At 35.5% G+C, this 23,933-nt stretch carries 30 protein-coding genes and 1 pseudogene; 12 read left to right on the top strand and 19 right to left on the bottom strand.

Going from position 1 to position 23,933, the window contains the following annotated elements; translation table 11 throughout:
• Positions 1–54 precede the first annotated feature (54 nt).
• The 4 genes from SSOP1_RS12090 to SSOP1_RS12105 are packed head-to-tail and all read right to left on the bottom strand — an operon-like array spanning position 55 to position 1,630.
• Positions 55–684, bottom strand: a complete 630-nt coding sequence (locus SSOP1_RS12090) for a 6-hydroxymethylpterin diphosphokinase MptE-like protein (RefSeq protein ID WP_029552513.1) — start codon at positions 682–684, stop codon at positions 55–57.
• Entirely contained in the window at positions 681–887 is a 207-nt protein-coding gene (locus tag SSOP1_RS12095; RefSeq protein WP_009989422.1) for a hypothetical protein, read from the bottom strand. The genes SSOP1_RS12090 and SSOP1_RS12095 overlap by 4 nt, the downstream gene beginning before the upstream one ends.
• The gene (locus tag SSOP1_RS12100; protein WP_009989421.1) at positions 868–1,260 is read right to left on the bottom strand and encodes a hypothetical protein; all 393 of its coding nucleotides are present in this window, start codon (positions 1,258–1,260) and stop codon (positions 868–870) included. Before SSOP1_RS12100 ends, SSOP1_RS12095 begins: the two co-directional genes overlap by 20 nt.
• Positions 1,253–1,630, bottom strand: a complete 378-nt coding sequence (locus SSOP1_RS12105) for a hypothetical protein (RefSeq protein WP_009989420.1) — start codon at positions 1,628–1,630, stop codon at positions 1,253–1,255. The genes SSOP1_RS12100 and SSOP1_RS12105 overlap by 8 nt, the downstream gene beginning before the upstream one ends.
• A gap of 32 nt (positions 1,631–1,662) precedes the next feature.
• Here SSOP1_RS12105 and SSOP1_RS12110 point away from each other — a divergent pair, with 32 nt between their 5' ends.
• Positions 1,663–2,166 carry a hypothetical protein gene (locus SSOP1_RS12110; protein ID WP_009989419.1) on the top strand — a complete coding sequence of 168 codons (504 nt, stop codon included), beginning with the start codon at positions 1,663–1,665 and terminating at the stop codon, positions 2,164–2,166.
• Positions 2,156–2,572, top strand: a complete 417-nt coding sequence (locus SSOP1_RS12115) for a 6-pyruvoyl trahydropterin synthase family protein (RefSeq protein WP_009989418.1) — start codon at positions 2,156–2,158, stop codon at positions 2,570–2,572. The genes SSOP1_RS12110 and SSOP1_RS12115 overlap by 11 nt, the downstream gene beginning before the upstream one ends.
• Positions 2,573–2,615: 43 nt before the next feature.
• On the opposite strand, the gene SSOP1_RS12120 is transcribed toward SSOP1_RS12115, so the two are convergent.
• Positions 2,616–3,059, bottom strand: a complete 444-nt coding sequence (locus SSOP1_RS12120) for a hypothetical protein (RefSeq protein ID WP_009989414.1) — start codon at positions 3,057–3,059, stop codon at positions 2,616–2,618.
• The gene (locus tag SSOP1_RS12125; RefSeq protein WP_009989412.1) at positions 3,019–4,515 is read right to left on the bottom strand and encodes a dihydropteroate synthase-like protein; all 1,497 of its coding nucleotides are present in this window, start codon (positions 4,513–4,515) and stop codon (positions 3,019–3,021) included. The genes SSOP1_RS12120 and SSOP1_RS12125 overlap by 41 nt, the downstream gene beginning before the upstream one ends.
• A gap of 91 nt (positions 4,516–4,606) precedes the next feature.
• Here SSOP1_RS12125 and trxB point away from each other — a divergent pair, with 91 nt between their 5' ends.
• Both trxB and SSOP1_RS12135 read left to right on the top strand, forming a co-directional pair.
• A complete protein-coding gene (gene trxB / locus SSOP1_RS12130) occupies positions 4,607–5,578 on the top strand; it encodes a thioredoxin-disulfide reductase (protein ID WP_009989411.1) in 972 nt (323 codons plus the stop codon).
• Entirely contained in the window at positions 5,575–6,369 is a 795-nt protein-coding gene (locus tag SSOP1_RS12135; protein ID WP_009989410.1) for an inositol monophosphatase family protein, read from the top strand. The genes trxB and SSOP1_RS12135 overlap by 4 nt, the downstream gene beginning before the upstream one ends.
• Here the strand turns inward: SSOP1_RS12135 and SSOP1_RS12140 are convergent.
• Complete coding sequence (locus SSOP1_RS12140; RefSeq protein ID WP_009989409.1) at positions 6,314–8,137, bottom strand: AAA family ATPase; 1,824 nt, start codon at positions 8,135–8,137, stop codon at positions 6,314–6,316. The two genes, SSOP1_RS12135 and SSOP1_RS12140, sit on opposite strands and share 56 nt — an antisense overlap.
• Before the next feature lie 81 nt (positions 8,138–8,218).
• Positions 8,219–9,775 (bottom strand): phytoene desaturase family protein, encoded by a 1,557-nt coding sequence (locus SSOP1_RS12145; RefSeq protein ID WP_009989407.1) that lies wholly within the window; start codon positions 9,773–9,775, stop codon positions 8,219–8,221.
• A 138-nt stretch (positions 9,776–9,913) separates the two neighbouring features.
• Between SSOP1_RS12145 and SSOP1_RS12150 the strand changes: the two genes are divergently transcribed.
• Positions 9,914–11,068 carry an alkaline phosphatase family protein gene (locus tag SSOP1_RS12150; RefSeq protein WP_029552512.1) on the top strand — a complete coding sequence of 385 codons (1,155 nt, stop codon included), beginning with the start codon at positions 9,914–9,916 and terminating at the stop codon, positions 11,066–11,068.
• Complete coding sequence (locus SSOP1_RS12155; protein ID WP_009989401.1) at positions 11,061–11,600, top strand: phosphoribosyltransferase; 540 nt, start codon at positions 11,061–11,063, stop codon at positions 11,598–11,600. The genes SSOP1_RS12150 and SSOP1_RS12155 overlap by 8 nt, the downstream gene beginning before the upstream one ends.
• Here the strand turns inward: SSOP1_RS12155 and SSOP1_RS12160 are convergent.
• Complete coding sequence (locus SSOP1_RS12160) at positions 11,590–13,251, bottom strand: methylmalonyl-CoA mutase family protein (RefSeq protein WP_009989400.1); 1,662 nt, start codon at positions 13,249–13,251, stop codon at positions 11,590–11,592. The two genes, SSOP1_RS12155 and SSOP1_RS12160, sit on opposite strands and share 11 nt — an antisense overlap.
• 79 nt (positions 13,252–13,330) lie before the next feature.
• Here SSOP1_RS12160 and mce point away from each other — a divergent pair, with 79 nt between their 5' ends.
• Complete coding sequence (gene mce / locus SSOP1_RS12165; RefSeq protein ID WP_009989399.1) at positions 13,331–13,759, top strand: methylmalonyl-CoA epimerase; 429 nt, start codon at positions 13,331–13,333, stop codon at positions 13,757–13,759.
• Between the two features lie 73 nt (positions 13,760–13,832).
• Entirely contained in the window at positions 13,833–14,363 is a 531-nt protein-coding gene (gene hsp20 / locus SSOP1_RS12170) for an archaeal heat shock protein Hsp20 (RefSeq protein WP_009989398.1), read from the top strand.
• Positions 14,364–14,375: 12 nt separating this feature from the next.
• Here hsp20 and SSOP1_RS12175 read toward each other — a convergent pair whose 3' ends face one another.
• Positions 14,376–14,894 (bottom strand): ZPR1 zinc finger domain-containing protein, encoded by a 519-nt coding sequence (locus SSOP1_RS12175; protein WP_009989397.1) that lies wholly within the window; start codon positions 14,892–14,894, stop codon positions 14,376–14,378.
• Between the two features lie 67 nt (positions 14,895–14,961).
• Here SSOP1_RS12175 and SSOP1_RS12180 point away from each other — a divergent pair, with 67 nt between their 5' ends.
• Positions 14,962–16,533, top strand: a complete 1,572-nt coding sequence (locus SSOP1_RS12180) for a GTPBP1 family GTP-binding protein (protein WP_009989396.1) — start codon at positions 14,962–14,964, stop codon at positions 16,531–16,533.
• Here SSOP1_RS12180 and SSOP1_RS12185 read toward each other — a convergent pair.
• Together SSOP1_RS12185 and SSOP1_RS12190 are read right to left on the bottom strand one after the other, a co-directional pair.
• Positions 16,523–16,931 (bottom strand): annotated as a pseudogene (locus SSOP1_RS12185) (SRPBCC domain-containing protein). The gene SSOP1_RS12180 and the pseudogene SSOP1_RS12185 sit on opposite strands and share 11 nt — an antisense overlap.
• Complete coding sequence (locus tag SSOP1_RS12190; RefSeq protein WP_009989392.1) at positions 16,928–17,347, bottom strand: CoxG family protein; 420 nt, start codon at positions 17,345–17,347, stop codon at positions 16,928–16,930. The pseudogene SSOP1_RS12185 and the gene SSOP1_RS12190 overlap by 4 nt, the downstream one beginning before the upstream one ends.
• Before the next feature lie 26 nt (positions 17,348–17,373).
• Here SSOP1_RS12190 and SSOP1_RS12195 point away from each other — a divergent pair, with 26 nt between their 5' ends.
• Positions 17,374–17,943, top strand: a complete 570-nt coding sequence (locus SSOP1_RS12195; RefSeq protein ID WP_009989391.1) for a nucleotidyltransferase family protein — start codon at positions 17,374–17,376, stop codon at positions 17,941–17,943.
• Here SSOP1_RS12195 and cutC read toward each other — a convergent pair.
• From cutC to SSOP1_RS12225, 7 genes are all read right to left on the bottom strand, one after another.
• Positions 17,914–18,420: a glyceraldehyde dehydrogenase subunit gamma gene (gene cutC, locus SSOP1_RS12200; protein ID WP_009989390.1), complete on the bottom strand. Its 507-nt coding sequence runs from the start codon at positions 18,418–18,420 to the stop codon at positions 17,914–17,916. The genes SSOP1_RS12195 and cutC overlap by 30 nt on opposite strands.
• 5 nt (positions 18,421–18,425) lie before the next feature.
• Positions 18,426–19,262, bottom strand: a complete 837-nt coding sequence (cutB, locus tag SSOP1_RS12205) for a glyceraldehyde dehydrogenase subunit beta (protein WP_009989389.1) — start codon at positions 19,260–19,262, stop codon at positions 18,426–18,428.
• An 89-nt stretch (positions 19,263–19,351) separates the two neighbouring features.
• Positions 19,352–19,489 (bottom strand): YHS domain-containing protein, encoded by a 138-nt coding sequence (locus SSOP1_RS16610; protein ID WP_014511401.1) that lies wholly within the window; start codon positions 19,487–19,489, stop codon positions 19,352–19,354.
• A 5-nt stretch (positions 19,490–19,494) separates the two neighbouring features.
• A complete protein-coding gene (cobA, locus tag SSOP1_RS12210) occupies positions 19,495–20,223 on the bottom strand; it encodes a uroporphyrinogen-III C-methyltransferase (protein ID WP_009989387.1) in 729 nt (242 codons plus the stop codon).
• Positions 20,223–20,810 carry a DUF1404 family protein gene (locus SSOP1_RS12215; RefSeq protein ID WP_009989385.1) on the bottom strand — a complete coding sequence of 196 codons (588 nt, stop codon included), beginning with the start codon at positions 20,808–20,810 and terminating at the stop codon, positions 20,223–20,225. The genes cobA and SSOP1_RS12215 overlap by 1 nt, the downstream gene beginning before the upstream one ends.
• Positions 20,810–21,049, bottom strand: a complete 240-nt coding sequence (locus SSOP1_RS12220) for a hypothetical protein (protein ID WP_009989383.1) — start codon at positions 21,047–21,049, stop codon at positions 20,810–20,812. The genes SSOP1_RS12215 and SSOP1_RS12220 overlap by 1 nt, the downstream gene beginning before the upstream one ends.
• A gap of 1 nt (position 21,050) precedes the next feature.
• Positions 21,051–21,878 carry an SIS domain-containing protein gene (locus SSOP1_RS12225; protein WP_010923854.1) on the bottom strand — a complete coding sequence of 276 codons (828 nt, stop codon included), beginning with the start codon at positions 21,876–21,878 and terminating at the stop codon, positions 21,051–21,053.
• Positions 21,879–21,923: 45 nt separating this feature from the next.
• Here SSOP1_RS12225 and SSOP1_RS12230 point away from each other — a divergent pair, with 45 nt between their 5' ends.
• Together SSOP1_RS12230 and taw21 are read left to right on the top strand one after the other, a co-directional pair.
• Positions 21,924–23,075 (top strand): amidohydrolase family protein, encoded by a 1,152-nt coding sequence (locus SSOP1_RS12230; RefSeq protein ID WP_009993123.1) that lies wholly within the window; start codon positions 21,924–21,926, stop codon positions 23,073–23,075.
• On the top strand, positions 23,029–23,808 hold the full coding sequence (gene taw21 / locus SSOP1_RS12235; protein ID WP_009993125.1) for a tRNA 4-demethylwyosine(37)-methyltransferase Taw21: 780 nt from the start codon (positions 23,029–23,031) through the stop codon (positions 23,806–23,808). The genes SSOP1_RS12230 and taw21 overlap by 47 nt, the downstream gene beginning before the upstream one ends.
• Positions 23,809–23,933: the final 125 nt, after the last annotated feature.

The following is a 23,933-nucleotide window of genomic DNA, read 5'->3' on the forward strand; positions in this document are numbered from 1 at the left end:
ACTCATACCTCGTACGCACCATGATAACTACCGTATAATGCTATTTAAAACTTACTATTCATTATAATTTAAAACTTGTTCAATTATCATTCTGGCTATTTCTAACTTTTTTCTTTTTATCATTGATGCCGGTACGTTTCTCTGATAGTATGGTTTAGAGAATTTTCCAACAATTCCAGATTGAAAATCCATCGCGTATAATCTTATTTTACTAGCCTTCATATACTTCGCTAAAACTACAGCTCTATCTCCGTCAGTGAACCCACCATATAATCTTAAACGACCAAAAGGCATTACTTGTGAATTTGGAATTACTTTATCCATTTCCTTGACCTTATGTAGTAGATTGATATTATCACCATGAGCCAATACTACGTATATTGGATTTTTAGGAAAAGTTTGAAGCCCATCTAAGTCAGTTACTATAATGTCAGGGACAATCCCTATATCTACTAGATAATTAGCTGCACCATCTGCTGCTATTATTACGTCTTCTTTAAGCTTATTTATTTTATCTAGCTGAGGACCCGCTCCCACTATCGCAATTTCTCTCCCTTTAATTAACTCTTTCAATTCAGCCTCATCATATTCCTTAGTTATAAGATAGTTCAGTATTGATGCAGAGATATAGTCGTCTCTTTCTTTGAATCCAAACCAACTCCTTATCATTTTATAAAAATTTATCCACCATAACGTATTATAAAGTAAATTGTATCACCTTCTTGTTTAATTATGTTAATCGTATATCTATCTTTTATTATCTCGAAATATGGATTTGCTGATTTTATCTTGAAGATCACATTGTTGTTATTGAACAAATACTCTATAGCCTCTAATGGGTCACTTGAGCATGTATAAGAGTCTAGGTCAATCGTGAAATTCGTCATATATTTTCTCAACCTCCTCTAGAATTTTAGATATCTCATCAACTAACATTTCCGCCTCTTTATTCCTTATTACTACAGTTGGAGTTTTCAGAGAGGATTCGTTAATTAAAGTAATTGGAATCAACCTATATTCCAGATCTCTCAATTTCTTCTCCAACATACTTCCATCATTAAGGAATAGCGCGGTATTCCAAAATAAATCGTACTTAAATACGTCTCTCAGAGATAGTAATACCTTAGCTAAATTTTCTACAGTGTCTAAGGTCCTTATTACAGTATAATAGAGGTCTCCGTCCTCAAAGGCTATTTGCGCCTCTTTTAATGTCCTCCTAGCCCTGAGTAAATATTCGGCGGCTACTAAACTTTTATCCATTTTTCTCTTCCTCTACCGAATATATTACTCTACCGTGAGTATTAAGATATTCTAATAATGGTATTTCGTATTCTAACTCTTTAGGGGATAGTAATAATCCGTAAATTTTAGGTAAAATTCCGTAATTTAAGATAAAATCTTTTGTTGTCTCCTTATTTCTAACTTTATTGTAAAAGAACGAAAATATCTCGCCTCTTGCATAAAGTGATATTTTAGAGACCTTATCCAAGGTTATTAGAAAAATTGTCTCCTCAGTCTCATCATTTTTCTCAAAAGATTTCCCACCAACTATGATCTTTTTAACGTAATCCCCATACCATTCTATAAAAAGAGAGGATAGGTCCTCAATTACACGCAGAAGTAACTTCATGTTTAATAGTTAGTTACTCAATATAAAAAATTATGAATGGAGATGCTCAAAGTTACTTGATGGAGCGAATTAGTATTGCATTACCTATCCTGGAAATATCTGTACCTTGTAATACTACTTGTGTTATGATGACTAAGTATAAACACCTTCTATCAATAGAGAATTTCAAAGCTCAGTTAGAAATATTAGACAGTTTAATTAATCTAATTGAAGATAAAATATACACGCTAAGACATGAGATTGAAGATAAGTTCTCTCAGTATAAGGCTAACGTTAATATAGATAATTTAGTATATGCCATTTACAAGATGATTGAGGAGGGTGGAAATATGATTCTAGGCGAAAAGGTATATTTTGGGAATAAGGAAGTAGCTTACGGTGAGTATACAGTTTTAATCGGATTCCACAACCTTGTTGAAAAGATTGTGAAGAGTGATTCCAATATCAGATCATTATGTGATGAGATAAGATATTTAAGTGAATCTACATGGGAACATTTTGACAAAAACATAAGGAGGTCTTTAAATGAAAGTTAGAGTTGGTATCGAAGGAATCACGATGGATTCAGCCCACTACACCTTGTCGTCTTATGCTGATAGCCAAATCCATGGACATACGTATATTGTTAATGTGGAAGTAGAGGGTGAAGTCAATGAGAAATCTGGGTTTGTAGTGGATTTTAACTTACTCAAAAAGATAATTAAAGAGACAATACAAGAATGGGATCACAAACTCATCATACCTAAAGTTGATTTAGATAAGTCGAGGTTTGAAGGCCCATTTAGGGTAGATTATAAGGTAATAGATGCTCCATTTCCTACTGCTGAGTATATAGGTATTGAAATAGCCAAGGATATATACCTAAAACTCAATAAAAAATATAGAATACTTTTGAAGATATATGAGGGAAAGGATTCATATGCAATTATAGAGTATCCATAATATAAATAAATAAAAATGATAAATAGGATTTAGATCTTTCACCTTATGTAGAGAGGATTAGGAAACGTAGACCTATATTGTCTATCCATTTACATTCTTTAGACTCTTTTGTCGTTTTATAACAAAGTATGGAATTATCGTTAAATTTAAAACACCAATCCTTACCCTCTTCAAGTCGTTTAAATAACTGATTTACATTTTTTACAGTTTCCTCTTTACCATTGCACAAATACCCTGTAATCTCATATCTCTTTATAATCACGTCATGATTAAAAACAAATATCCCACCGAATATTGCAGGATAGCATAACTTCTTATCCCTATTTTCACACGCTATATCTATCCTAAAAGATTTAGACAATTGTAAGAGAAATTCCTTTACGTCTTCATCTGCATTCTTTAGCGTAATTATCGGCGGAATTACACTGAAGACAAACGTAAAATCGTTAACCTCTTTTCTTATCGTGCTCGGTATGGAGATTATCATTAATTATCTTTTTGAACAATGGCTTGTCTTGAATATAATTTTTATCAAGTTGATACGCAATCTCAGCCTTGGCCAACTCATATCCTATATACACGGCATGCTCTTTGCTAATATCCTTAACTCTCCTAATCAGCTCTCTGCCAATGCTTAGCCCATCTTTTCCTTTTATTGTTATCTTGTTTTTCCCAATCCATTCTACTCCAAATCCATCTTCACTCACGAAAATTTTTGCAAATCCGGTATTATCCATTTCAGGCTCTATACGCCTATTAACAATCACGTCAGCGTTAAAACTCTCCCTAAATCTTCTCTTATCCTTAAGTACTAACAAATCTATTCCTATATCTTTGGGAAGTCTATTTTCCTTCAAAGCTACACTTATCATTTTTGTAGCTTGTGATACTTCCCAACTACTCCACCTCGTTTTCCCCTTTTCCATAATTAATAAGTTAGAAATTCCCAACTCTCCAGCAATTGCGGTTAGTAGTGCATTCATTCCTATACTATCTGCATCAATGAGTTCAGTCACGTTAAGAATTCCCATTAGAATAGGTATATCTTGCAACGTCTCTCTGACGTACTTATACCCAATTATACTGCTTACTAACCCTCTTAGGGGAGGCGATAATACGGGATCTGCTATTAATTTATCGAATCCTTTTTGTTTGGCTTTTTTTACGAGATCAATAGTTATTTCTCCTCTATTTTCAGTGTTAAACGGGGCTACAACAAATGCTGCTTCTTTCCTAATTTCCTCAAGTTCCTCAAAGTTATTTTCATTTAGGTTAAATACGAATGAAGCTCCAGCTCTTACACCTTCTTTTAATTCTCTGGGCGATTCAGCATCTATTCCAACAACGTAACCGTAGTCCACTAATTGTTTAACCTTATTTTTAACCTCGTCCAAATCGTAGTGACCCACTGGAAAACCTAATACTACTACGTCAACGTTTTTTCTTATTCTATCCAATTTCTCGAATTCTTGCTTATTGTCTATTTCCAAGAAAATTCTAAATGGCGGTGGATAAGTTGTAATCTTAATTCCATTTATTTCAAACGAAATCTTAGCTTCTTCCTCCATTTTTCTTAGCTTCTCTTCAATATTATCCATTTTACCTATGATCTTATCAGCAGATTCCGTTGTGGAGAGTTGTATCCCATTTTTCAATGCCTCAATTACTCTAGGGAGATCCCATGCTTCCTCTGTCCCTTTAAAAGTTCTCACTCCCGTAACTTCCTCAACAATTTTGGCGTCGCCATAGACTAAACCTGGTAAAAGGATGTAATCTGCATCAAATTTGGTCTGCTTCAAGTTTTCTGCTATAAACTTTGTACTCATTAATGAGGCAACAGGGTAATTAAGTACCTTAATCTCAACTTTAGTATCTTTAATGTTTTTAGCAACTTCAGAAAGTATTGGTGCAGCTAAAGTTCCAGTTACTACTAATACTTTCACACATTTATTCTAGTTTTTACGGTATTTAATTTCACGTTTTTAGAATCGTTGAACAAAACTCTTAAAAATTATTTAGTAATATAGTATAGTTGTGAGTCTTCTACCAAGAACTACAAGTGTAAAACCTGGAGAGAAGTTTGATGTTATAATTGTTGGATTAGGTCCAGCTGCATATGGCGCTGCGTTATACAGTGCTAGGTATATGCTAAAGACTTTGGTTATAGGAGAAACTCCAGGTGGGCAGTTAACCGAAGCTGGTATTGTTGATGACTATCTTGGCTTAATAGAAATTCAAGCAAGTGATATGATAAAAGTGTTTAATAAGCACATAGAGAAATATGAGGTACCTGTCTTATTGGACATTGTGGAAAAAATTGAAAATAGGGGAGATGAATTTGTAGTAAAAACTAAGAGAAAGGGTGAGTTTAAAGCTGATAGCGTTATCTTAGGAATAGGAGTAAAGAGAAGAAAGTTAGGTGTACCTGGAGAACAAGAATTTGCAGGAAGAGGGATATCATACTGCTCAGTCTGTGATGCACCTCTATTTAAGAACAGAGTCGTTGCGGTTATTGGAGGAGGAGATTCTGCCTTAGAAGGAGCTGAGATATTATCTAGTTACTCTACTAAAGTCTATTTAATACATAGGAGGGACACTTTTAAAGCGCAACCAATCTATGTTGAAACTGTTAAGAAAAAACCAAATGTTGAATTTGTTCTTAATTCAGTAGTGAAGGAAATTAAGGGAGATAAGGTCGTTAAACAAGTAGTAGTAGAGAATTTGAAAACTGGTGAAATTAAGGAATTGAACGTAAATGGTGTTTTTATAGAAATAGGATTCGATCCTCCGACAGATTTCGCTAAGAGCAATGGGATAGAAACTGACACAAATGGATATATTAAAGTTGATGAGTGGATGAGAACTAGTGTACCGGGAGTGTTTGCTGCAGGAGATTGTACATCAGCGTGGCTGGGATTTAGGCAAGTCATTACTGCGGTAGCACAAGGTGCAGTAGCTGCGACTTCAGCTTATAGATACGTGACAGAGAAGAAGGGTAAGAAATGATTAATTTATTAAATAAAGTTGCTATAGATGCAACACGATATTTAAATGAAATAAAGAACGAGAAAGATCTAGATAAGGTAATTGGGTTTCACGCGGGAGATACTACACGAGTAATTGATAAGAAGTCCGAGGAATACATCTTTCAGTTATTAAATGATACTGGTCTAAAATTTAAGTTCGTATCTGAGGAATCAGGTGTTAGAGTACCATCAAACAGTTATGATTATGTTGCGTTAATCGACCCGTTAGATGGTAGCAATAATTTTGTACTCGGCGTCCCATGGTATTCTATATCAGTGGCTATTTATGGTAAAAGTTCAAATAGTTTGTTGGACTCGCTAGGAGGATTTGTATCGCATATTTCAATTGATAAGATATATTCGTATGATACTTCTTCTGCATATTTAAATGGAAATCCATTAAAGGCTGAAATTATTGGTAATTCACCTTCAAATGTGGTAATTACGTATTTTGATGAGAGAGGTATAGATAAGATATTAAAGGTTCTTTCAGCTCTAAAAGGATATAAGATTAGGAGCTTTGGTAGTGCGTCATTGGATATGATTCTAACCTGCATGGGTAAAGCGAAATTATATTTTGACATTAGAGGAAAGTTAAGAAACGTAGATATTGCCGCATCAGCCAATTTTTGCAAGAGATTGAACTCTATTCCGTCTACATTGAATGGTAAAGAAATAAGTAGTGGGATAGACGATATATATAAAATAGATGAAATTATCGTGTCTCGTGATCAGAGTTTGATGAAGAACCTTTACTCAATCTTTTCTTAACTGAGGGATGTATTTTATTAAGTGCATCTATTAAGTCTTCTCTAGTTAACGTTCTATTGCTTTCTCCCCTTAAAATACTCTTTAACACTTTCATCTTAGCCTCTCTTGCCAATGCTGCTAAGTCAGCCCCTGAATAGCCTTCCGTCTGGTCCGCTAAAATTCCACAATCTACTTTTTCACATTCCTCTTTTCCAATATATTTCATTAGTATATCTAACCTTTCTTCCCTATTTGGAAGTGGCATATGAATAATTTTATCAAATCTACCAGGTCTCAATAGGGCTGGATCTATGGCTTTTAACCTATTTGTAGTTCCTATTACAACTACTTCCTTTAGGCTTCTTATTCCATCCATCTCTGTTAACAATTGATTAACAATTTTTGAGGAATCCCCATAGCTCTTATAGCTTCTTTTAGACGCAATGGCATCTAGTTCATCTAATAAAATTATTGCAGGCTTATTTTCTCTCGCTCTATTAAATACTTCCTTAATTGCAGCTATTGCACCCTCATACCCTTTGTACATAATCTCAGCCCCGCTTAACGCGATTAACTTAACGTTAAGTGTTTTAGCCAATGCCTTAGCCATCATGGTCTTACCTACACCTGGTGGACCGTAGAGTAATATTCCTCTAATTGGCGGTACTCTTAATTGTTCCAGTAGTTTATAATGATACAATTGTAACTCTAATAATTCTTTTAATTCAGTCTTTATTTCGTTGTATCCTCCTATATCATTTAAAGTTAATTTCTCTTCTAGTTCATTTTCCTCTTCTCCTTTACGTACTCTTCTTTCGAAATCTAGTCTGAATTTCTCATAATCTTCTATCATTTGTAGCGTTATACTAGGTTTATACTTTTTGATCAACTCGATGAAATCCGCCATAGTTATTTTCCTATCTGCGCCTTTTTCTATTGCTTCAGAAGCAACTTTTCTCGCGGCTTCTTGACATAAATTAGCTAAGTCCGCTCCACTATACCTCTCCGTAATTTCGGCTAGTTTATCAAAGTCTACATCCTCAGCCAACGGTTTCCCTCTACAATGTATTTGTAAAATTTGTTTCCTAGCCTCTTTATTTGGTGGACCAATGTAAATTAATTTATCAAATCTACCAGCTCTGAGTAATGCCTTATCTAACATTTGAGGAACGTTCGTAGACCCTACTACTATTACGCCGTCCTCACTATGTAATCCATCAATTTCCGATAACATTAGAGACAACAATCTGGGTGTTACTGAGTCGCCAGTATGTGACTCTCTTTTAACGCCTATTGTGTCTATTTCATCAAAGAAAAGGATACAAGGGGCGTTCTTTCTAGCATTATTAAATAACTCTCTCAGTCTAGCCTCACTTTCTCCATACCATTTACTCATAATATCGCTTATGTTAACGTAGAGGAAATTCAACTTAGATTCATTAGCTAATGCTCTCATCATCATAGTTTTTCCGCAACCTGGAGGGCCAAATAACAACATACCTTTAGGCGGCTTTAAGCCATATTTCGTTGCTACATCCTTATTTTTCAAGGGTAATTCTATGTACTCCCTTATTTCTTTTTTAGCATCCTCATATCCCCCTATATCGTCCCATGTTATCTTTTTGTCTTCTATCTCGACTTTTTTCTTCTGTGATTTATTCTGTAATTGCAAAGCTTTATCGGAATAGGCAAACTTGGCAGTTGATTTTCCAAAAATCTTCATGAGTATGATTACTAGTACTGCTAAGCTAATAAATATGATTGCTAAGTTAAGTACGGGTTCTATCAACTTAAATCAAGAAAAATATCTGCCTTTATGATTATAAGCTTATTTCAAAACTTTTTATCTAGAAAAGCACCCAATTAGTATCTATTTGTAAATGCCTTTTCTCAAATCTTCTAGAATTTTGACGTGAGCATTATATCCTGGAGCTCCGGTAACACCGCCACCTGGATGTGTTCCAGATCCACACAAGTAAAGTCCCCTTATAGGTGTAGTATAATCACTATAACCTATTAATGGTCGGAAAAAGTATAGTTGATCTGGAGTCATATCTAAATGGAAAATATTTCCGCCGTTGATTCCAAATCTCCTCTCAATGTCCAATGGAGTTAAAACTTCATACTTAATGGGTTTGAAATTTGGTGCAAACTCCTTTATTTTCTCAAAAGTTATTTCAGCAATTTTTTCTTTCATTTCATCATTTCTCTTACTGTCGTAAACTAAGTACTGCCCAAATATGGAAAAGGAGAACTTCCCTGGTGGAGCTACTGTAGGATCGACGGAGGATTGAATGTTAATGGAAAGCCAAGGTTCCCTAGAGTACCCTAATGCTCTAGCATCATCGTACGCTTTCTCTATGTATTCCATGTTAGGCATAATCAATTCAGATGCTATATGTTCTGGTGATAAACTCTTGCCATTCCCGAAATCTGGTAGCTCCTCCAGATATCCAACTATTTTAAAAGAGACGCCAACGTTCTTCAAAGCTCTCACTCTTCTAAGGAAGTCTTCTTCTAGCTCTGCATTTCTTAAAAGTTTAAAGAACGTAGTTTTAGGATCGGCATTTGAAACGATAATTTTAGCGTTTATTGTTTTACCATTTTTCAGTTTTATACCTTCTACCCTTCCATTCTTTACTAATACCTCATCAACTTCTGCATTAGTGTAAATCTCTACCCCAAGGTGCTCAGCTGATCTCTTAAGAGCTTGAGTAACCTCTCCCATTCCTCCCTCTACGTAACCCCAAGCTCCTTTCACGCCGTTCACTTCACCTATAACATGATGAGCTAACACATATGCTGTCCCTGGAGTCGAAGGTGAGGCAAATGTTCCTACTACGGAATCTTCAGCCAATGCTGATTTAACTTCATCTGTTTCGAAATACTCATCTAATAATGATTTTGCATCTTGCATGAAAGTTCTCAAGAAGCTTAATGCCAATTCTTCATTAACGTTTCCCCTAAATATATTGATTAGATTGCTAGCTTCATCTATATGTGGTGGGGGATTTAGCATGAAAAAATCAGCCATTTCGGCGAATAGGTCCCAAAACTTAACCCATTTTTTGTAATTTTTAGCATCATTTTTTGAAAATTTCTCTATCTCTTTCTTAGTTTTCTCTAGACTTGACCAAATATATAATTTTTTGCCATTTTCAAATGGTAAAAATAATCCCGGATCTTTTAAATAAACCTTTAATCCAAACTCCCTTAGTTTTAATTCTTCTATTATTTTAGGTCTTAATAGACTGAGTACGTAAGCACCAGTTGAGACTTTAATACTAGGCCATAACTCCTCAGTAACCGATGCTCCACCTACTATTTCCCTTCTCTCAAACACAGCTACTTTTAATCCAGCCTTAGCTAGGTATGCTGCTGTAACTAGCCCATTATGGCCTCCACCAATAATTGCTACATCTATCATTTAGCTCGCCTGTTAGTTAGCCATACTAAAAATCCTATTAGAACTCCTAAAGCCCCGATTCCTATAGAGATGTATGTGAATGTCTCAATCGTTTGAACAAGTGGTGTTATAGTATTACTGGCCGTGGCCAACACTGTTATAGATAACATTGACATAAACTTAAAAATAAATACTTATAACCTTATTGCAAATATGGACCTTATATTACCAGACTATTCTGGGGAGAATATTTATACACTATCTTGTTTTGTAGCTGAGTATCTTGGAGTCAAAAGACAATGTTTGAATAAGATGAATTTGAACGTGAATAATAGATTAGTTTTAGCCTTATTTGACGGACTAGGTTGGAATGTATTTAGTCAAGCTGGTGTAAATTTGAAAGCGAAGAAGATAACAACTGTTTTCCCATCTACAACATCCACTGTATTAACAACACTATTTACCGCATTAACGCCAGCTGAGCATAGTGTTTTAGGCTATAACACTTTCTCAAAGAGGTTAGGTGGAGTAGTAAATACTCTACGCTATACTTATCCTACCGTGAGCGATAGGGACTCAATAAAGGATTCCGTACCTTTTTCCTCCTCATTTCCTCATGTTAAAAGCTATTTAAAAGAAGTCCAAGATAAGAAGACTATATCAATAGTGCCTAAAGGAATAGAAAATACTGAATTTAGTAATGCTACGCACGGAGCTTCCGGTGAATCGAAAACTTATGTTAACTTTTGGGACGCATTTTACCAACTCTCACAAGTTTTACAACAAGACACATATGACTTTATCTACTTTTACATTCCAGATGTGGATACTTTATCTCATAGGTATGGGCCTTATGCAGAACCTACTATTAAATCTGCAAGGGATATTCTAACTAGCATCTTAGAAATCTCACAAAAACATAAGAAATATAGTTTCCTAATAACCGCAGATCATGGCCATGTTCCCGTTACTGAAACTATTATCTTCAACAATGACCAAGAGCTACTTAACATGCTGGATGTTCCCCCATATGGAGATTCTAGGGCAATATTTTTAAGAACCAGATACGATGTGTCAACCTATCTTAATAGAAAGTATGTGAGTCTTAAAATATTTGGGAAAAGTGATTTTGAAAGGCTATTAGGTAAGATTAATGATATAACTGCTTTACCAGACTATATTGCAGTTCCTACCGATTATCGAGCATTCATATTCAATTTTAAGGATAAGGACGAGTATGATAAACTTAAAGGGCATCATGGGGGACTATTGCAAGAGGAATTTGAGATACCTTTGGTGATCTTGAATGGTTGAATATCATATTCCTTCATGGGATGAAATAGAAGATGCGGTTTTTTCGATAGGCGAGGCTCTAGTTAAGAGTAATTATATTCCAGACGTTTTGATTGCAGTACTAACTGGTGGAATTATACCCGCTAAACTTCTTTCCGACTTGCTAGATTTGAAAGTAATTAGGTACATAGATATAAAATTTTATCGTAGCGTTGGAAAAACTGAAAGTAAACCAGTCATTAGATCTGTATATACTGATTCCTTAGAGGGGAAGAAAGTCCTAGTAGTTGATGATGTTGCAGATACTGGTGAAACCTTAGAGGCTGTTAGTAATGTTATAACCATGTTTAACCCAGCTAAAGTGATGACTGCGGCTTTATACTTAAAACCGTGGTCTAAGAGGATCCCGGATTTTTATTATAAACAAATTGACAAGTGGATAATTTTCCCGTGGGATAAGTGGGATGTTGTTAGGGAAAATAGTAATGTTCCAGTTGACAAAAAGGAGAGATTCTTAAACTTGTATAATCAATTATTAAAGATCAGAAAATAGAAGGTTCTTTATACTCTCCCCAAATATCTCTTAAAACGCCACTGGTCTCCCCTACTGTTGCCCCTGCCCTTATGGCATCAATCATGTATGGGAATAAATTCTCATTCTCCTTCTCAGCAATTTTCCGGAGATTATTGAGACTCTCCCTAAGTTTCATCTCATCTCTCTCTTGTTTATACTTCTTTAACCTTGAAATTACCCTTTCCCTAACCTCCGGATTGACTCTAAATATTTCAGTTGTTCCAATCCATTCTGGTTCATAATACATATTAACGCCAACTTTTCCTAGGTCACCTTCCTCTATTCTTTTCTGTATCTTATAGGCGCTTTCAGCTATCTGCGCTTGGGGATACCCGTTTTCTATGGCTTTTATCATACCACCCATCTTTTCTACTTGGTCTATAATTTTCCATGCCCTCTCCTCTATTTCATCTGTTAGCCACTCTATGTAATATGAACCTCCTAATGGATCTACTACATCAGCCGCTCCACTCTCGTTCGCTATTATCTGCTGGACCCTTATAGCTATTTTAGCAGCCTTTTCAGTAGGTAATGCTAACGCTTCATCATAAGAATTAACGTGTAAACTCTGGGTTCCGCCCAATACGGCCGCTAAAGCTTGTAATGTAGTTCTTATGATGTTTATCTCTGGCTGTTGCGCGGTCAATTCAGCGCCACCTGTTTGAGTATGGAACCTTAACATCATTGACTCTGGTTTCTTAGCGTTGAATACTTCTTTCATTATTTTCGCCCACATTCTCCTAGCAGCTCTAAATTTAGCAACTTCCTCGAATATATCTGAGTAAGCTGCAAAGAAGAAGGATAAGTGTGGTGCAAATTCATCTACGTTAATTCCTCTCTCCATTGTTTTTCTGACATACTCCATACCGTCAGCTAACGTAAATGCCACTTCTAATACTGCGTCCGCTCCAGCTTCCCTTATGTGATAGCCACTTATACTTATTGGGTGCCATTTCGGTAAATACTTTGCGGAGTATTCTATAATGTCGATAGCATATCTCATCGAGGGCGAAGGAGGATATATGAAGTTCTTCCTAGCTATATACTCCTTTAAGATATCGTTCTGAACTGTCCCATCCAAAACGCTCTTGTTAATATTTCTACTTTCGGAAGTGGCAATCAGCATTGAGAGTAATTCCATAGCGGTGGCATTTATAGTCATTGAAGTGGTAACTTTATCGAGCGGTATTCCGGACATTACAATATCCATTTCCTTCCAATGGAACATCGATACTCCAACAACTCCAATCTCTGTATAAGCTAATTCATGATCTGGATCTAATCCCAATTGAGTAGGCAAATCAAAGGCCATACTTAAGCCAGTTTGCCCAGCTTCCAATAATTTCCTAAATCTAGAATTCGTCTCTTCTGCAGATCCAAATCCTGCATATTGTCTAATTGTCCAAATTCTTCCTCTATACATATTAGGATAGATTCCCCTTGTAAATGGATACTCACCTGGTAATCCTAATTTTTCCATATAATTGCCCTTGACATCCAATGGTGTATAAACTGGTTTAATATGTATTCCAGAAAACGTTTTGAATTCTTTTTTCCTCTCTCCCCTCTTCTTTACCCAACTTGAATAGACCTTTTCTTCCCATTCCTTAATTCTATCTTCAACATCCATAATATGTTTAAATCTTATAAACACTATAAAACTTTTTCTTCAGGGCAAAACTTTTAAGATTAAACAATACGATCATTTAATGCAGATAGAAAATCTAGATCATATTGGGATAGTAGTTGGGAATCTAGACGAGGCAATTAAATTTTATCAAAATACTTTTGGAATGAAATTAGTACATTACGAGTTAATTCCAGAGAGAGGTATAAAGGTAGCGTTTTTAGTTAGTAATGAAAAAAATGAAACCTCAATAGAATTGTTAGAACCAATCGATCATAACGACATGAGTAACACTGTGGCCAAGTTTCTGAAAAATAGAGGCCAAGGTTTACATCATTTGGCTATAAAAGTTAGTGATATTAATAGGGCGTTAGAAGAATTAACAGCTAAAGGCCTTCAATTAGTAGATACTTCCCCAAGAAAGGGCGCAAGAGGACACCTAGTAGCTTTCTTACATCCCAAAAGCGTTATGGGAGTACTACTTGAATTGGTACAAGCAAAGGAATTATAAATATCAAGATGCATTGGATAATGGATGTAAGAAACTTTAAAATTATATTTTCATTAATATATAACGATAGTCTATGCCCAAGAGGGAAGAAAAGGATATTTTTGATTTAATGGATGAATGGATAAGGGAGATGGAAGAAGAATTCGAGAGAATTGAAAGGGAGTTTATGAGAGGTTTTAGAGGTAAAGGAGAAGGGATTAGGCAATTTGGGCCATATGTTTATGGATTTAGAATAACTGTAGGGCCAGACGGTGTGCCGAAAATAGAGGAATTCGGTAACGTTAGGAAAATCAGAGGCAAGCCAATGATATCTGAAGAACGCGAACCATTAGCTGATGTTATTGAGAAAGGTGACGAAATTAAGGTTGTGGCTGAAGTGCCCGGAGTTAACAAAGAGGATATTAAAGTTAAAGTGACGAATGGAGGGAAGAAATTGGTAATTACAGCCAAATCAGAGGATAGGCAATATTATAAGGAGATTGATTTACCAGCAGAAGTAGACGAGAAGGCGGCTAAGGCTAACTTTAAGAATGGTGTTTTAGAGATAACCTTAAAGAAGAAAGCTTCTTCGTCAGATTCTGGTGTTGACATAAAAGTTGAGTAATTTTTTCCTAATTTAATCAGAATTAGTCAAAATAAGTGGTCTTGTTGATGCTTTTTCAGATTTTATAAAGCTTAATCCGGATTCATCTTCGATTATTAACGTAAATTTAATTTTACCTTCCATTGCAGATCTTATCCTATCTTCACATTCCTTATCACAGAAGTTTCCCACTTGATCTAATAATATTTCTAGAATTCCCTCAATTGTAGAGATATAACCTTGAGACATACCAGCAGGTTCTATTTCTATCCCTAATTCTGGGATTACTATTTTAGCAAAAGCAGACCTATATACTAATGCACTTAAATCGTCCTCATTTTCTATCTTCATCTCAACTAACTTAGGTTCTCTAGTTTCGTATGGTTTAACATCTCTAAATTTATACCCACAATTCTCACAATACCAATTGGATAAAACTAACTTTCCAGTATGTGGCGTATTATATAGGTAATCCACCGCCTTTAACGTCTTAGATTTACATACTGGACATATAAGTGTCTCTTCAAATATTACTTTAGGTTCTTCAGACACTGTCATCCCCTATTAAAATTTATTTAGTTGTTCACAAATTTAATACTTGTTAAAGTGATTTGATGTAATGAAATTACCCCGAGAGAATGATGAAGGAAAAGTAGAATATAAGCTTATTCTTTCAAGTGTAACCCCGGATCGTCTTCAAGAATTAGCTACTCAAATGAAGTATAGGTTAGAGGAAGGTGATGGTGAAGCATTTTACGTTATAGGTGTAAGTGATGAAGGCGAAATAATAGGGTTATCTAAGGGTCAGCTAGAAGAGAGCATAGCTACGCTGAATATGATCACAAGGTTAGTAAATGCTAAAATTGTATATAGAAGGGATGTCGAAGTAAGGAGGGATAAATACGTAGCTGAACTTCTAGTTAGGAGATATAAGGAGAACCTCCCAGTGGAAGTTAATGTTGCGGTAATGGGTCATGTAAATGCGGGGAAAAGTACTGTTACAGGTGCGTTGGTTCTAGGAAGACTAGATGATGGAAATGGAGGATTAAGAACAGCTATTGCAAGGCATCTTCATGAAGTCCTATCAGGGAGGACATCTTCCATTACTTTGAGAGTAATTGGATTTGATGATAGTGGTAAGATAGTAAATTGGCAATTAAAGGATCCACTTGACGAGGCAGAGACAACGATTAAGAGTACTAAGATAGTGAGGCTTATTGACCTAGGGGGTCACGAAAGATATCTCAGAACCACTCTAAAAGGGCTATTAGGTTATGAGGTGAATTACGTTATGTTAGTTGTTGGGGCTGATGATGGGTTAAGTATAATGGGCAAAGAGCATTTAGCCTTAGCTTCAGTATTAAAATTTCCTATATTTGTAGTTATTACTAAAGTAGATAAATATCCGGAAGATAGAATAAAAGGCATAGTTAATGATATTAAAAGTGTTCTAAAGATTCCCGGAATTAATAGATTGGCTCTAGAAGTTGAGGATGAGGACGATGTAGTAAATTCAATTTTGGCTATAAAGACTAGGCGTGTAGTTCCTATTTTTAAAATATCAAATGTAAGTGGAAAAGGTTTAGATTTACTTATAAAATTCCTAAACCTATTACCTCCGGAGGCTAAGAATTTAGACGATAGAGGCGCGCCCCTAGTGTATATCGATGAGATATATAATGTCACAGGGGTTGGCACGGTTGTACTAGGTTCGGTTGTAAGAGGTAAGCTTAACAACAATGAGTCCGTTTTAATTGGGCCTAATAAGTTAGGAGAGTTTAAGGAGGTTAAAATAAAAAGCATACAAGTAAATAAGGTATTTGTAGATTCCGTTTTAGCTGGGAATATAGCCACGTTTGCTATTCAAGGTATTGAAAAGGAAAGTCTCAGAAAAGGAATGGTCATGGTAAAGGGGATACCTAAGGTGGTCAGAAGATTTAAGGCAAGAGTGTTCATACTGCATCATCCAACTACTATTAGGGAAGGTTATGTTGCGACCCTCCATTCTTATACAATAAGGCAAGCGGTGAAGTTTGAGAAGATCCAGACAGGGTTTTTAAGAACTGGAGACACCAGTGAAATAGTATTGTATTTCCTATACAGACCAGAATATTTGGAGAAGGGGCAGATTTTCGTATTTAGAGAAGGTAGAACTAGAGGTGTGGGTATCGTATTGGAACCTATTGGTTAATTTTCCCTACGCTACACTCTATAATCTGCTTTGAGATTTCCTCAGCTTGTGAGCCTATATGCTTCTTTAAACTATTAGCTAATGGTCCCCCTACTTCATAATCACTGCTCCACTTGATTTTATTTCCAATAATTGTGAGTAATGTGCTTATATTTGCTATTATACCTGGTCCCTCAATAGTAATTAACGTATCTATATTATCTCCATTAATTTCGTGTTTTTTTGACAGTTCCATTAATTTCAATGGTCAAAAAGGAGAATTTTACATAAGCTTTAAAATTATTTCCATTAATTTCTTTAACGCCTGGGATACAACCTAATAAATTCTTGTAATCTGAAAAAAACTGTTTAGCCTTATTTAAATCCTTTATGGTAATTTCTCCTTCGGTTTTTGTCATTTTATCACCCTTTCCTTTATACAATTAAATAAGTCATTGATTATCTTCTCCACCGCACTTCCCATTAACCTTGCGCCTACTGAGGCTAAAACTCCAGCTACTTTCACATCTGCTGAATAGTTTATCTTACCATCTAGGGCCTCGGCTATTGCATCTATATCTACATTACTATTCATTCCTGTACCCTTAGCGATGATTTTTCTTTTATTATCATCTATCTTCTCAAATCTCACATTCGCCCTATATTCTCCTTTTATGAATCCAATCCCAGTTACTCCTACTACCTTATACTCTTCACCTTCCTTACTGAAACTCTTTATCCCCGGAAAACATTGTGCAACTTGATCTGGATTATCCAATAGTTTCAGAATTTGATCCTTAGTTGCGTTTATGCTAATTGAACCCTCATATTTCATAAGTAACAGTTAGAATAGTAGTATATATGAATATAGGAGTCATTATTTTGGCGGCAGGGGAGGGAAAGAGGTTTGGAGGAGATAAATTACTAGCAAAAATCGATAATACGCCTATAATTATGAGAACTATTAGAATTTATGGAGATTTAGAAAAGATCATTATTGTAGGTAAATATGTTAATGAAATGCTTCCCTTACTTATGGATCAAATAGTCATATATAATCCATTTTGGAATGAAGGGATAAGCACGTCACTAAAGCTTGGGTTGAGATTTTTCAAGGACTATGACGCTGTACTGGTAGCACTGGGTGATATGCCATTTGTAACTAAAGAGGATGTTAATAAGATAATTAACACGTTTAAGCCAAATTGTAAGGCAGTAATTCCAACACATAAAGGAGAAAGGGGAAACCCAGTATTAATTTCCAAAAGTTTATTTAACGAGATTGAAAAACTAAGAGGAGATGTTGGGGCTAGGGTTATATTAAATAAAATAAAGATAGAAGAATTGTGTTTCATAGAATGCAGTGAAGGTGTTTTAATAGATATAGATAAAAAAGAGGACTTAATGCGCCTTAGGGATTTCCATCCTTAATTTTTCGGATGCTAATTTCACTGCTTCAATGATGTTTTGGTATCCCGTGCATCTACACAAATTACCAGAGATTCCTTCTCTAATCTCTTCCTCTGTGGGATTCGGATTCTCTTTGAGTAGCCAATAGGCTTCCATTATCATACCCGGGGTGCAATATCCACACTGTAAACCATGTTTCTCCCAAAATGCCTCTTGAATTGGGTGTAGTTTACCATCTTTCGCTAATCCCTCTATAGTTGTTATTTCTGCTCCATCTGCCTCTACAGCCAATATTGTACACGATTTAACACTTCTTCCGTCCATAATTACAGTGCATGCCCCACAATTGCTTGTATCACAACCAATGTGAACACCAGTAAATCCTAATTCTCTAAGCACATGAACTAGTAGCCTTCTAGGCTCTGTTTCAACTTCATAATCTTGTCCATTTACCTTTAGGTGAACTTTTACTTTTTGATCTTTCTCAAACACTTTCATGTATATCACCTATTTAGAGCAGCCAAAATTGCTCTCTTAGTCATAACTTTTACCATTTTCTTTTTATATTCTGCTGATCCCCTTATATCGGAAGTAGGATTGGCGTAGTCCATCGCCTTTGTAGCAGCTTCTTCTATTAATTTTTCTGATATCTTGCCAGATAATAGTATTTTCTCAGCTTCACTTGCTCTTACTGCAGTTTTGTTTACAGCCGTTAAACCTATTCTTGCATCTTCTATTACGTCACCATTTACCTTCAGTGCAACAGCAACTCCTACAATTGCAAAGTCTCCAGCTCTCCTCTCTAATTTCTGATAGGAGAACTTATAATCCTTAAGTAGGGGAACTTCTATCTCTGTAACTAATTCACCTGGATTCAAATCTGGTGTAAACATATCCTTGGCGAATGAGGAAAAGTTCTCCACTCTTTCTCCTTTGGTACTTCTAATCCTTACCTTTGCATTCATGGCAATCAATGCAGCTGGATAATCCGCTGAAGGATCTAAATGCGATATACTACCACCTATGGTTCCCATGTTTCTGACTTGTGGATCTGCTATTTTAGATGCAGTTTCACTTAGTAATGGGATGTTAGCCTTTATTATATCGTAATGAGTAACTATAGGTCCTATTTTTACTACATTTCCTTCCATTTTAATATATTTCAACTCTGGCAATCTCCTTATCTCAACTAAATATGATGGTCTGAATATTCTCAACTTCAACATTGGTATCAAACTATGACCTCCAGCTAATGGTTTAGCGTCATCGTGAGTCTCTAGAAACTCTAGAGCCTCTTTTACATTATCTGGAATTACGTAACTAAACTTTGGTGGATACACATCCTAAATATTTGTTAGACCTTTATATACTTAGCTCTTATACTTTTAATACCTAAACAAAAACATATACCAGACTTATTAGATTTATACTATTTTTTAACATATTTTTCTGGTCTTTTTTTGAATTCTGCCATACACATGGGGCTACAGAAATAGTATACATTTCCTTTATAATTGAATGAGTAAGGCTTCCGTCTTATCTCATCTCCACACACAGTGCATTTCATCTTTATCACTTAAATTTCCATAAGTATTCCCTAAATTTAACTACTTCGCCAATTACAATAACCGCTGGAGACGTTACATTATTACTTCTGACAATGTTAACTAGGTCCTTTAACTCCCCAGTAAAAACTCTCTGGTTTTCTGTAGTTCCATTTTCAATTACAGCGACTGGTTCTCTTTCATTTCTTAATTTTATTAGAATATTAACCATATTTTCTATCTTCCTAAGACCCATAAGTATTACCAGCGTACCTTTTCTTGGTATGTAATCTTCATCTATCAATTTATCTTCTGCTTTTGTTCCAGATATTATAGTAAATCCACTTGCTGAGTAAATTCTACTGGTCACAGGGATTCCTGCATAAGCGGGAACAGCAATTGCACTAGTTATCCCGGGAATTACCTCACACTCTATACCTTTGGATATAACGTATAAACATTCCTCTTCTCCCCTACCTAAAACATATGGGTCTCCTCCTTTTAATCTAACAACTACTTTATTTTCCATCGCCTTCTTTACTAGTAACTCATTTATCTCATCTTGTATTACGTAATCCCCTATATTCTTCCCAACGTATATTTTTTCAGCCTCAATCTTACAAAAATTTAGAAGCTCTTTAGAGATTAGCCTATCGTAAACCACAACATCAGCCCTCTGTAGGATCTTTAAGCCTTTAACAGTAATTAATTCAGGGTCTCCCGGACCAGCTCCTACTAAATAAACTTTGCCACTCATTAAATCCCCCCTATCTTTCTCATAATATAAATAGCGAATACTATACCTTCTGGAAATTTTATACCATACACAAGTATTATTACTGAGTTTAGTAGCAATTGGTACGGGATGTTAAATATATCAGAGGCTAAGTATAATAATAACAAGTATATTGTATCTCCAGCGAATCCTAGACTAAATAGGAGAAGTTTTTCAGTGAATTTTAGAGATGGTATTATATAGCCTATAACAAAACCCCCTAGAAATTCGCAGAGGAAAGATATGACAAATAGCCATTGTATCTTTAATACTACTGGATATATCTGAGGCATTAACCATGGAATTATTAATACTAAGCCTAGTGTTACGAATATTATCGCTCTTTTTCTCATTAATAAGGAAACAACAGGTATTTTTTCCCCATCATTTTCTATAAATTTTTCTCTCGGTGTATTAGAGATTAATGTATACCATCCTAATAGTCCGCCAGAGAGTATTGGCCCTTGATACGAGAGTAATCTATCTACTGGGTCGACAAAAACGTAAACTATGATAGAAATTATAAGCAGTGAAAAACCTATATACTTGGCAATTTGAACTACGTCCATTATGGTAAAAATATTGTATATACTATTTTATCTTTTTCATCCTTTTTCTGTATTAGCTTAACTCCTTTCTCACTCATTACGTCTATCCACATATTTACCTGCTCTTCTTGAGTCCCCTTTAGTGCAATAACCTTTATCTCTTTATTACCTCCTACTTCTAACCAGAACCTTAATAGTCTTATACTCGCCGAGTTTGCGCCACATCCACTTTCAGCTTTTGTTAAATCTAATTCCTCCATCTCAATATATCATCTTAGAGCTTATGTTTAATATTTTTTTGTTCTCTAGAAAGTAAATCTTATCCCATTTTTCCTTCCTCATTTTATTGACTATTGATTTTATTAGTATGATAGAGTTACAGAAAGCTCCACTACAGTCGGTAGCTTGAGTATCAGTATAATCTATACTATTAATCAGTTCTTTTTCTCTCTCGTTATCACTTCTAAACAATACTATCTGTCTATTCGCTGTCATGAAAATTGGGGAGTGGCAAAATTGTTCAAATCTCTCACTATTTGTGGCATAACCAAAGATTTCAGCAAACTTCAGCATGGCGTAATACGCAATACCGTAATTTTCCTTATGTCCTACGAAAAACGGATTATTTGCCAAATTAAGTAACCTACCGGATTCTTTAATTTCATCTGCTTGCTCTCCTGCAAGTGAATATACTGCACTTAAACTCATTAAGAAAGATAAAGTACCAGGTAAGGGAATAATTGGCTTATAGGGAATAAGTATAAGATAGTCAGCTAATCTTGCCAATTGTGAATCCTCATTAGCTGTTATCACATATAGTCTAGTCTTCCCTTTAAATTTTGTTGCAAGCAATATATTCGACTTTGGCCTTCCGGAAACCGACACTATAACCAAAGGTCTATCTAAATTTTCATAGTGTAATCCTTCAAATGGATCTAAAGCCTTAAATCTACCGTTAGTTTTACCCTCTATTGTAAGGGCAACTGCATAAGAGTCTCCAGCTCCTGCAATATATGCATTATCTAACTTTAAGTCTAAATTTACTTTGTAATCTTGTGTTATCTCACGCTCAATCAGATCTGCATACATTAAATAACTTTAATTAACATTCTGCTTAATAGTGTTTTAAGAAAAATGAAGGTTTTAATAAAAACTGATTTAGTTTTAGGAGCACCTAAGACGCTCAGAGACGTATATATAGGAATTGATGAGGGTCAAATAAAGGTTATATCGAAAGAAAAGCCGGAAGATTATGATTATGCAGAATACGTGATCGGCGGGAAGAATAGGGTAGTAGCACCAGGTTTTGTAACTACGCATTCCTTTCTTTATTTATATCCGTTTAGGTATAGGGTATTTTCAGGTAAAGCGAATGCCTTTCAACTGATGTCAACACTCACACCTAATGATATTTATTACTTTTCCTTAATGGGTGCGTACCATTTATTGAAAACTGGAGTTACAACAGTAGTCACTTCAGGCCCTAATTTGGATATGATAGCTAGAGCGATTTCGGAAGTTGGATTAAGACCAGTACTAGCTGTGGGTGTAGATTGTCCAGATTCTAAAGAGGATTGGGAGAGAGAGTTTACAACGCTATATAATAGATGGTCTAGTAAGAATGAGAATAGGGTGATTTTACGCCTTTGTAGTAATGAGTACTCTAAAGAGGTCTTTGAGCTCTCGCAACAATATGACTTTCCTGTTCTCTTAGAGAGATTCGTGAGCTTGGAAAATATTAGTGGTAACCCAATTAACGTAATAGGATTAGGCGGAGGGGCTAGGAAAGATCTAGATATTATAAAACAGAAGGGATTTCATTTAGCGTCAACTCCATCATATGAGGTTTCACAATTTCCATTAAGCCAATATAAGCCATCAATATCCTTAGATCTATCTCCTACTTTTGATATTAGACATGAAGTCTCCACATCAATAACCAGGTTAATTTTAACGCCAGAAGAAGCTCTTAACGCCATGACAATTTGGGGGCTATTACAACTAAAATATAATGATAGGGGTGTTCTGGAGAACGGAAAAGTGGCAGATTTAGTTATCTTTGAAGTTAAGGAGCCACCTACTTTCCCCTTGGATTATGAAAGCCCCTATGAGTCAATAGTGTTTAATCTCTCTACTCCCGAGACAGTGCTAGTAAGTGGTGAGGCAATATTAGATGGTGGAGTTCCTTTAAATATTGGAATAAAACATATTGAGAAAGCCATAGAGAGGCTTGAAGACATTGATAAAAAGGTTACAAGACCAGCAAGATATATGGAAAAGGATTGAGATTGTAGGAGATATAGTAATAATTGGAGTCCCGTTTAATAAAAAACCAGAAGACCTTGTAGAAATAGCAAATGAGATACTTTCCACTTTCCCCTATGTTAAATCGGTATGGGGAAGACACAGAGACGTCAATGGTACATATAGGCTATCAACCTATGTACATTTAGCCGGAGAGAAAAGAAGCGAGACCGTATATAAAGAGCATAAATGTAAATATTTTCTAGATTTTACCAAGGTATTCTTTTCTGAAAAACTATCCTACGAACATCTAAGGGTAGCAACGCAGGTTAAGAGAGACGAGATTATTATAAACATGTTTTCAGGTTTTGGGCCATTTTCAATTCTTTCCGCAGTTCTTGGCAGACCAAAAATAGTATACTCAATAGATTTGAATCCTTATGCGTATTATTATATGATGGTAAACGTAGAACTGAACAAGGCTTACGAAGTTCTTCCAATATATGGGGACGCTTTCAAAAGAATATACGAATTAGAAGATGCGGATAGAATAATTGCGCCTTTGCCAGAACTTGCTGATAAGGCATATGAAGTGGCGTTACAGAAGGTAAAAAAAGGTGGTATAATTCATCTTTATACTGAGGTGGAGACGAACAAGGGTGAGGATCCCGTGAGAATTGCTATGAACAAATATAGGGGATCTTATTTTGGTAGGATCGTGAGAAGCGTTAATCCGCATAAATATCATGTGGTAGTTGATATCAAGGCTAATTAGTGGAATACTTTACCAACGATTCCTAAATCTGTTAACGAGTGTTGTTTTAGCTATCCATTGGATGGAGAAAGATCATTATGGATTTGGTGAAGCCAAAGGGCTGAGGGTTAATATTAAATACGTGA

The sequence above is a fragment of the Saccharolobus solfataricus genome (genome assembly GCF_900079115.1).
Lineage (GTDB): Archaea > Thermoproteota > Thermoprotei_A > Sulfolobales > Sulfolobaceae > Saccharolobus > Saccharolobus solfataricus.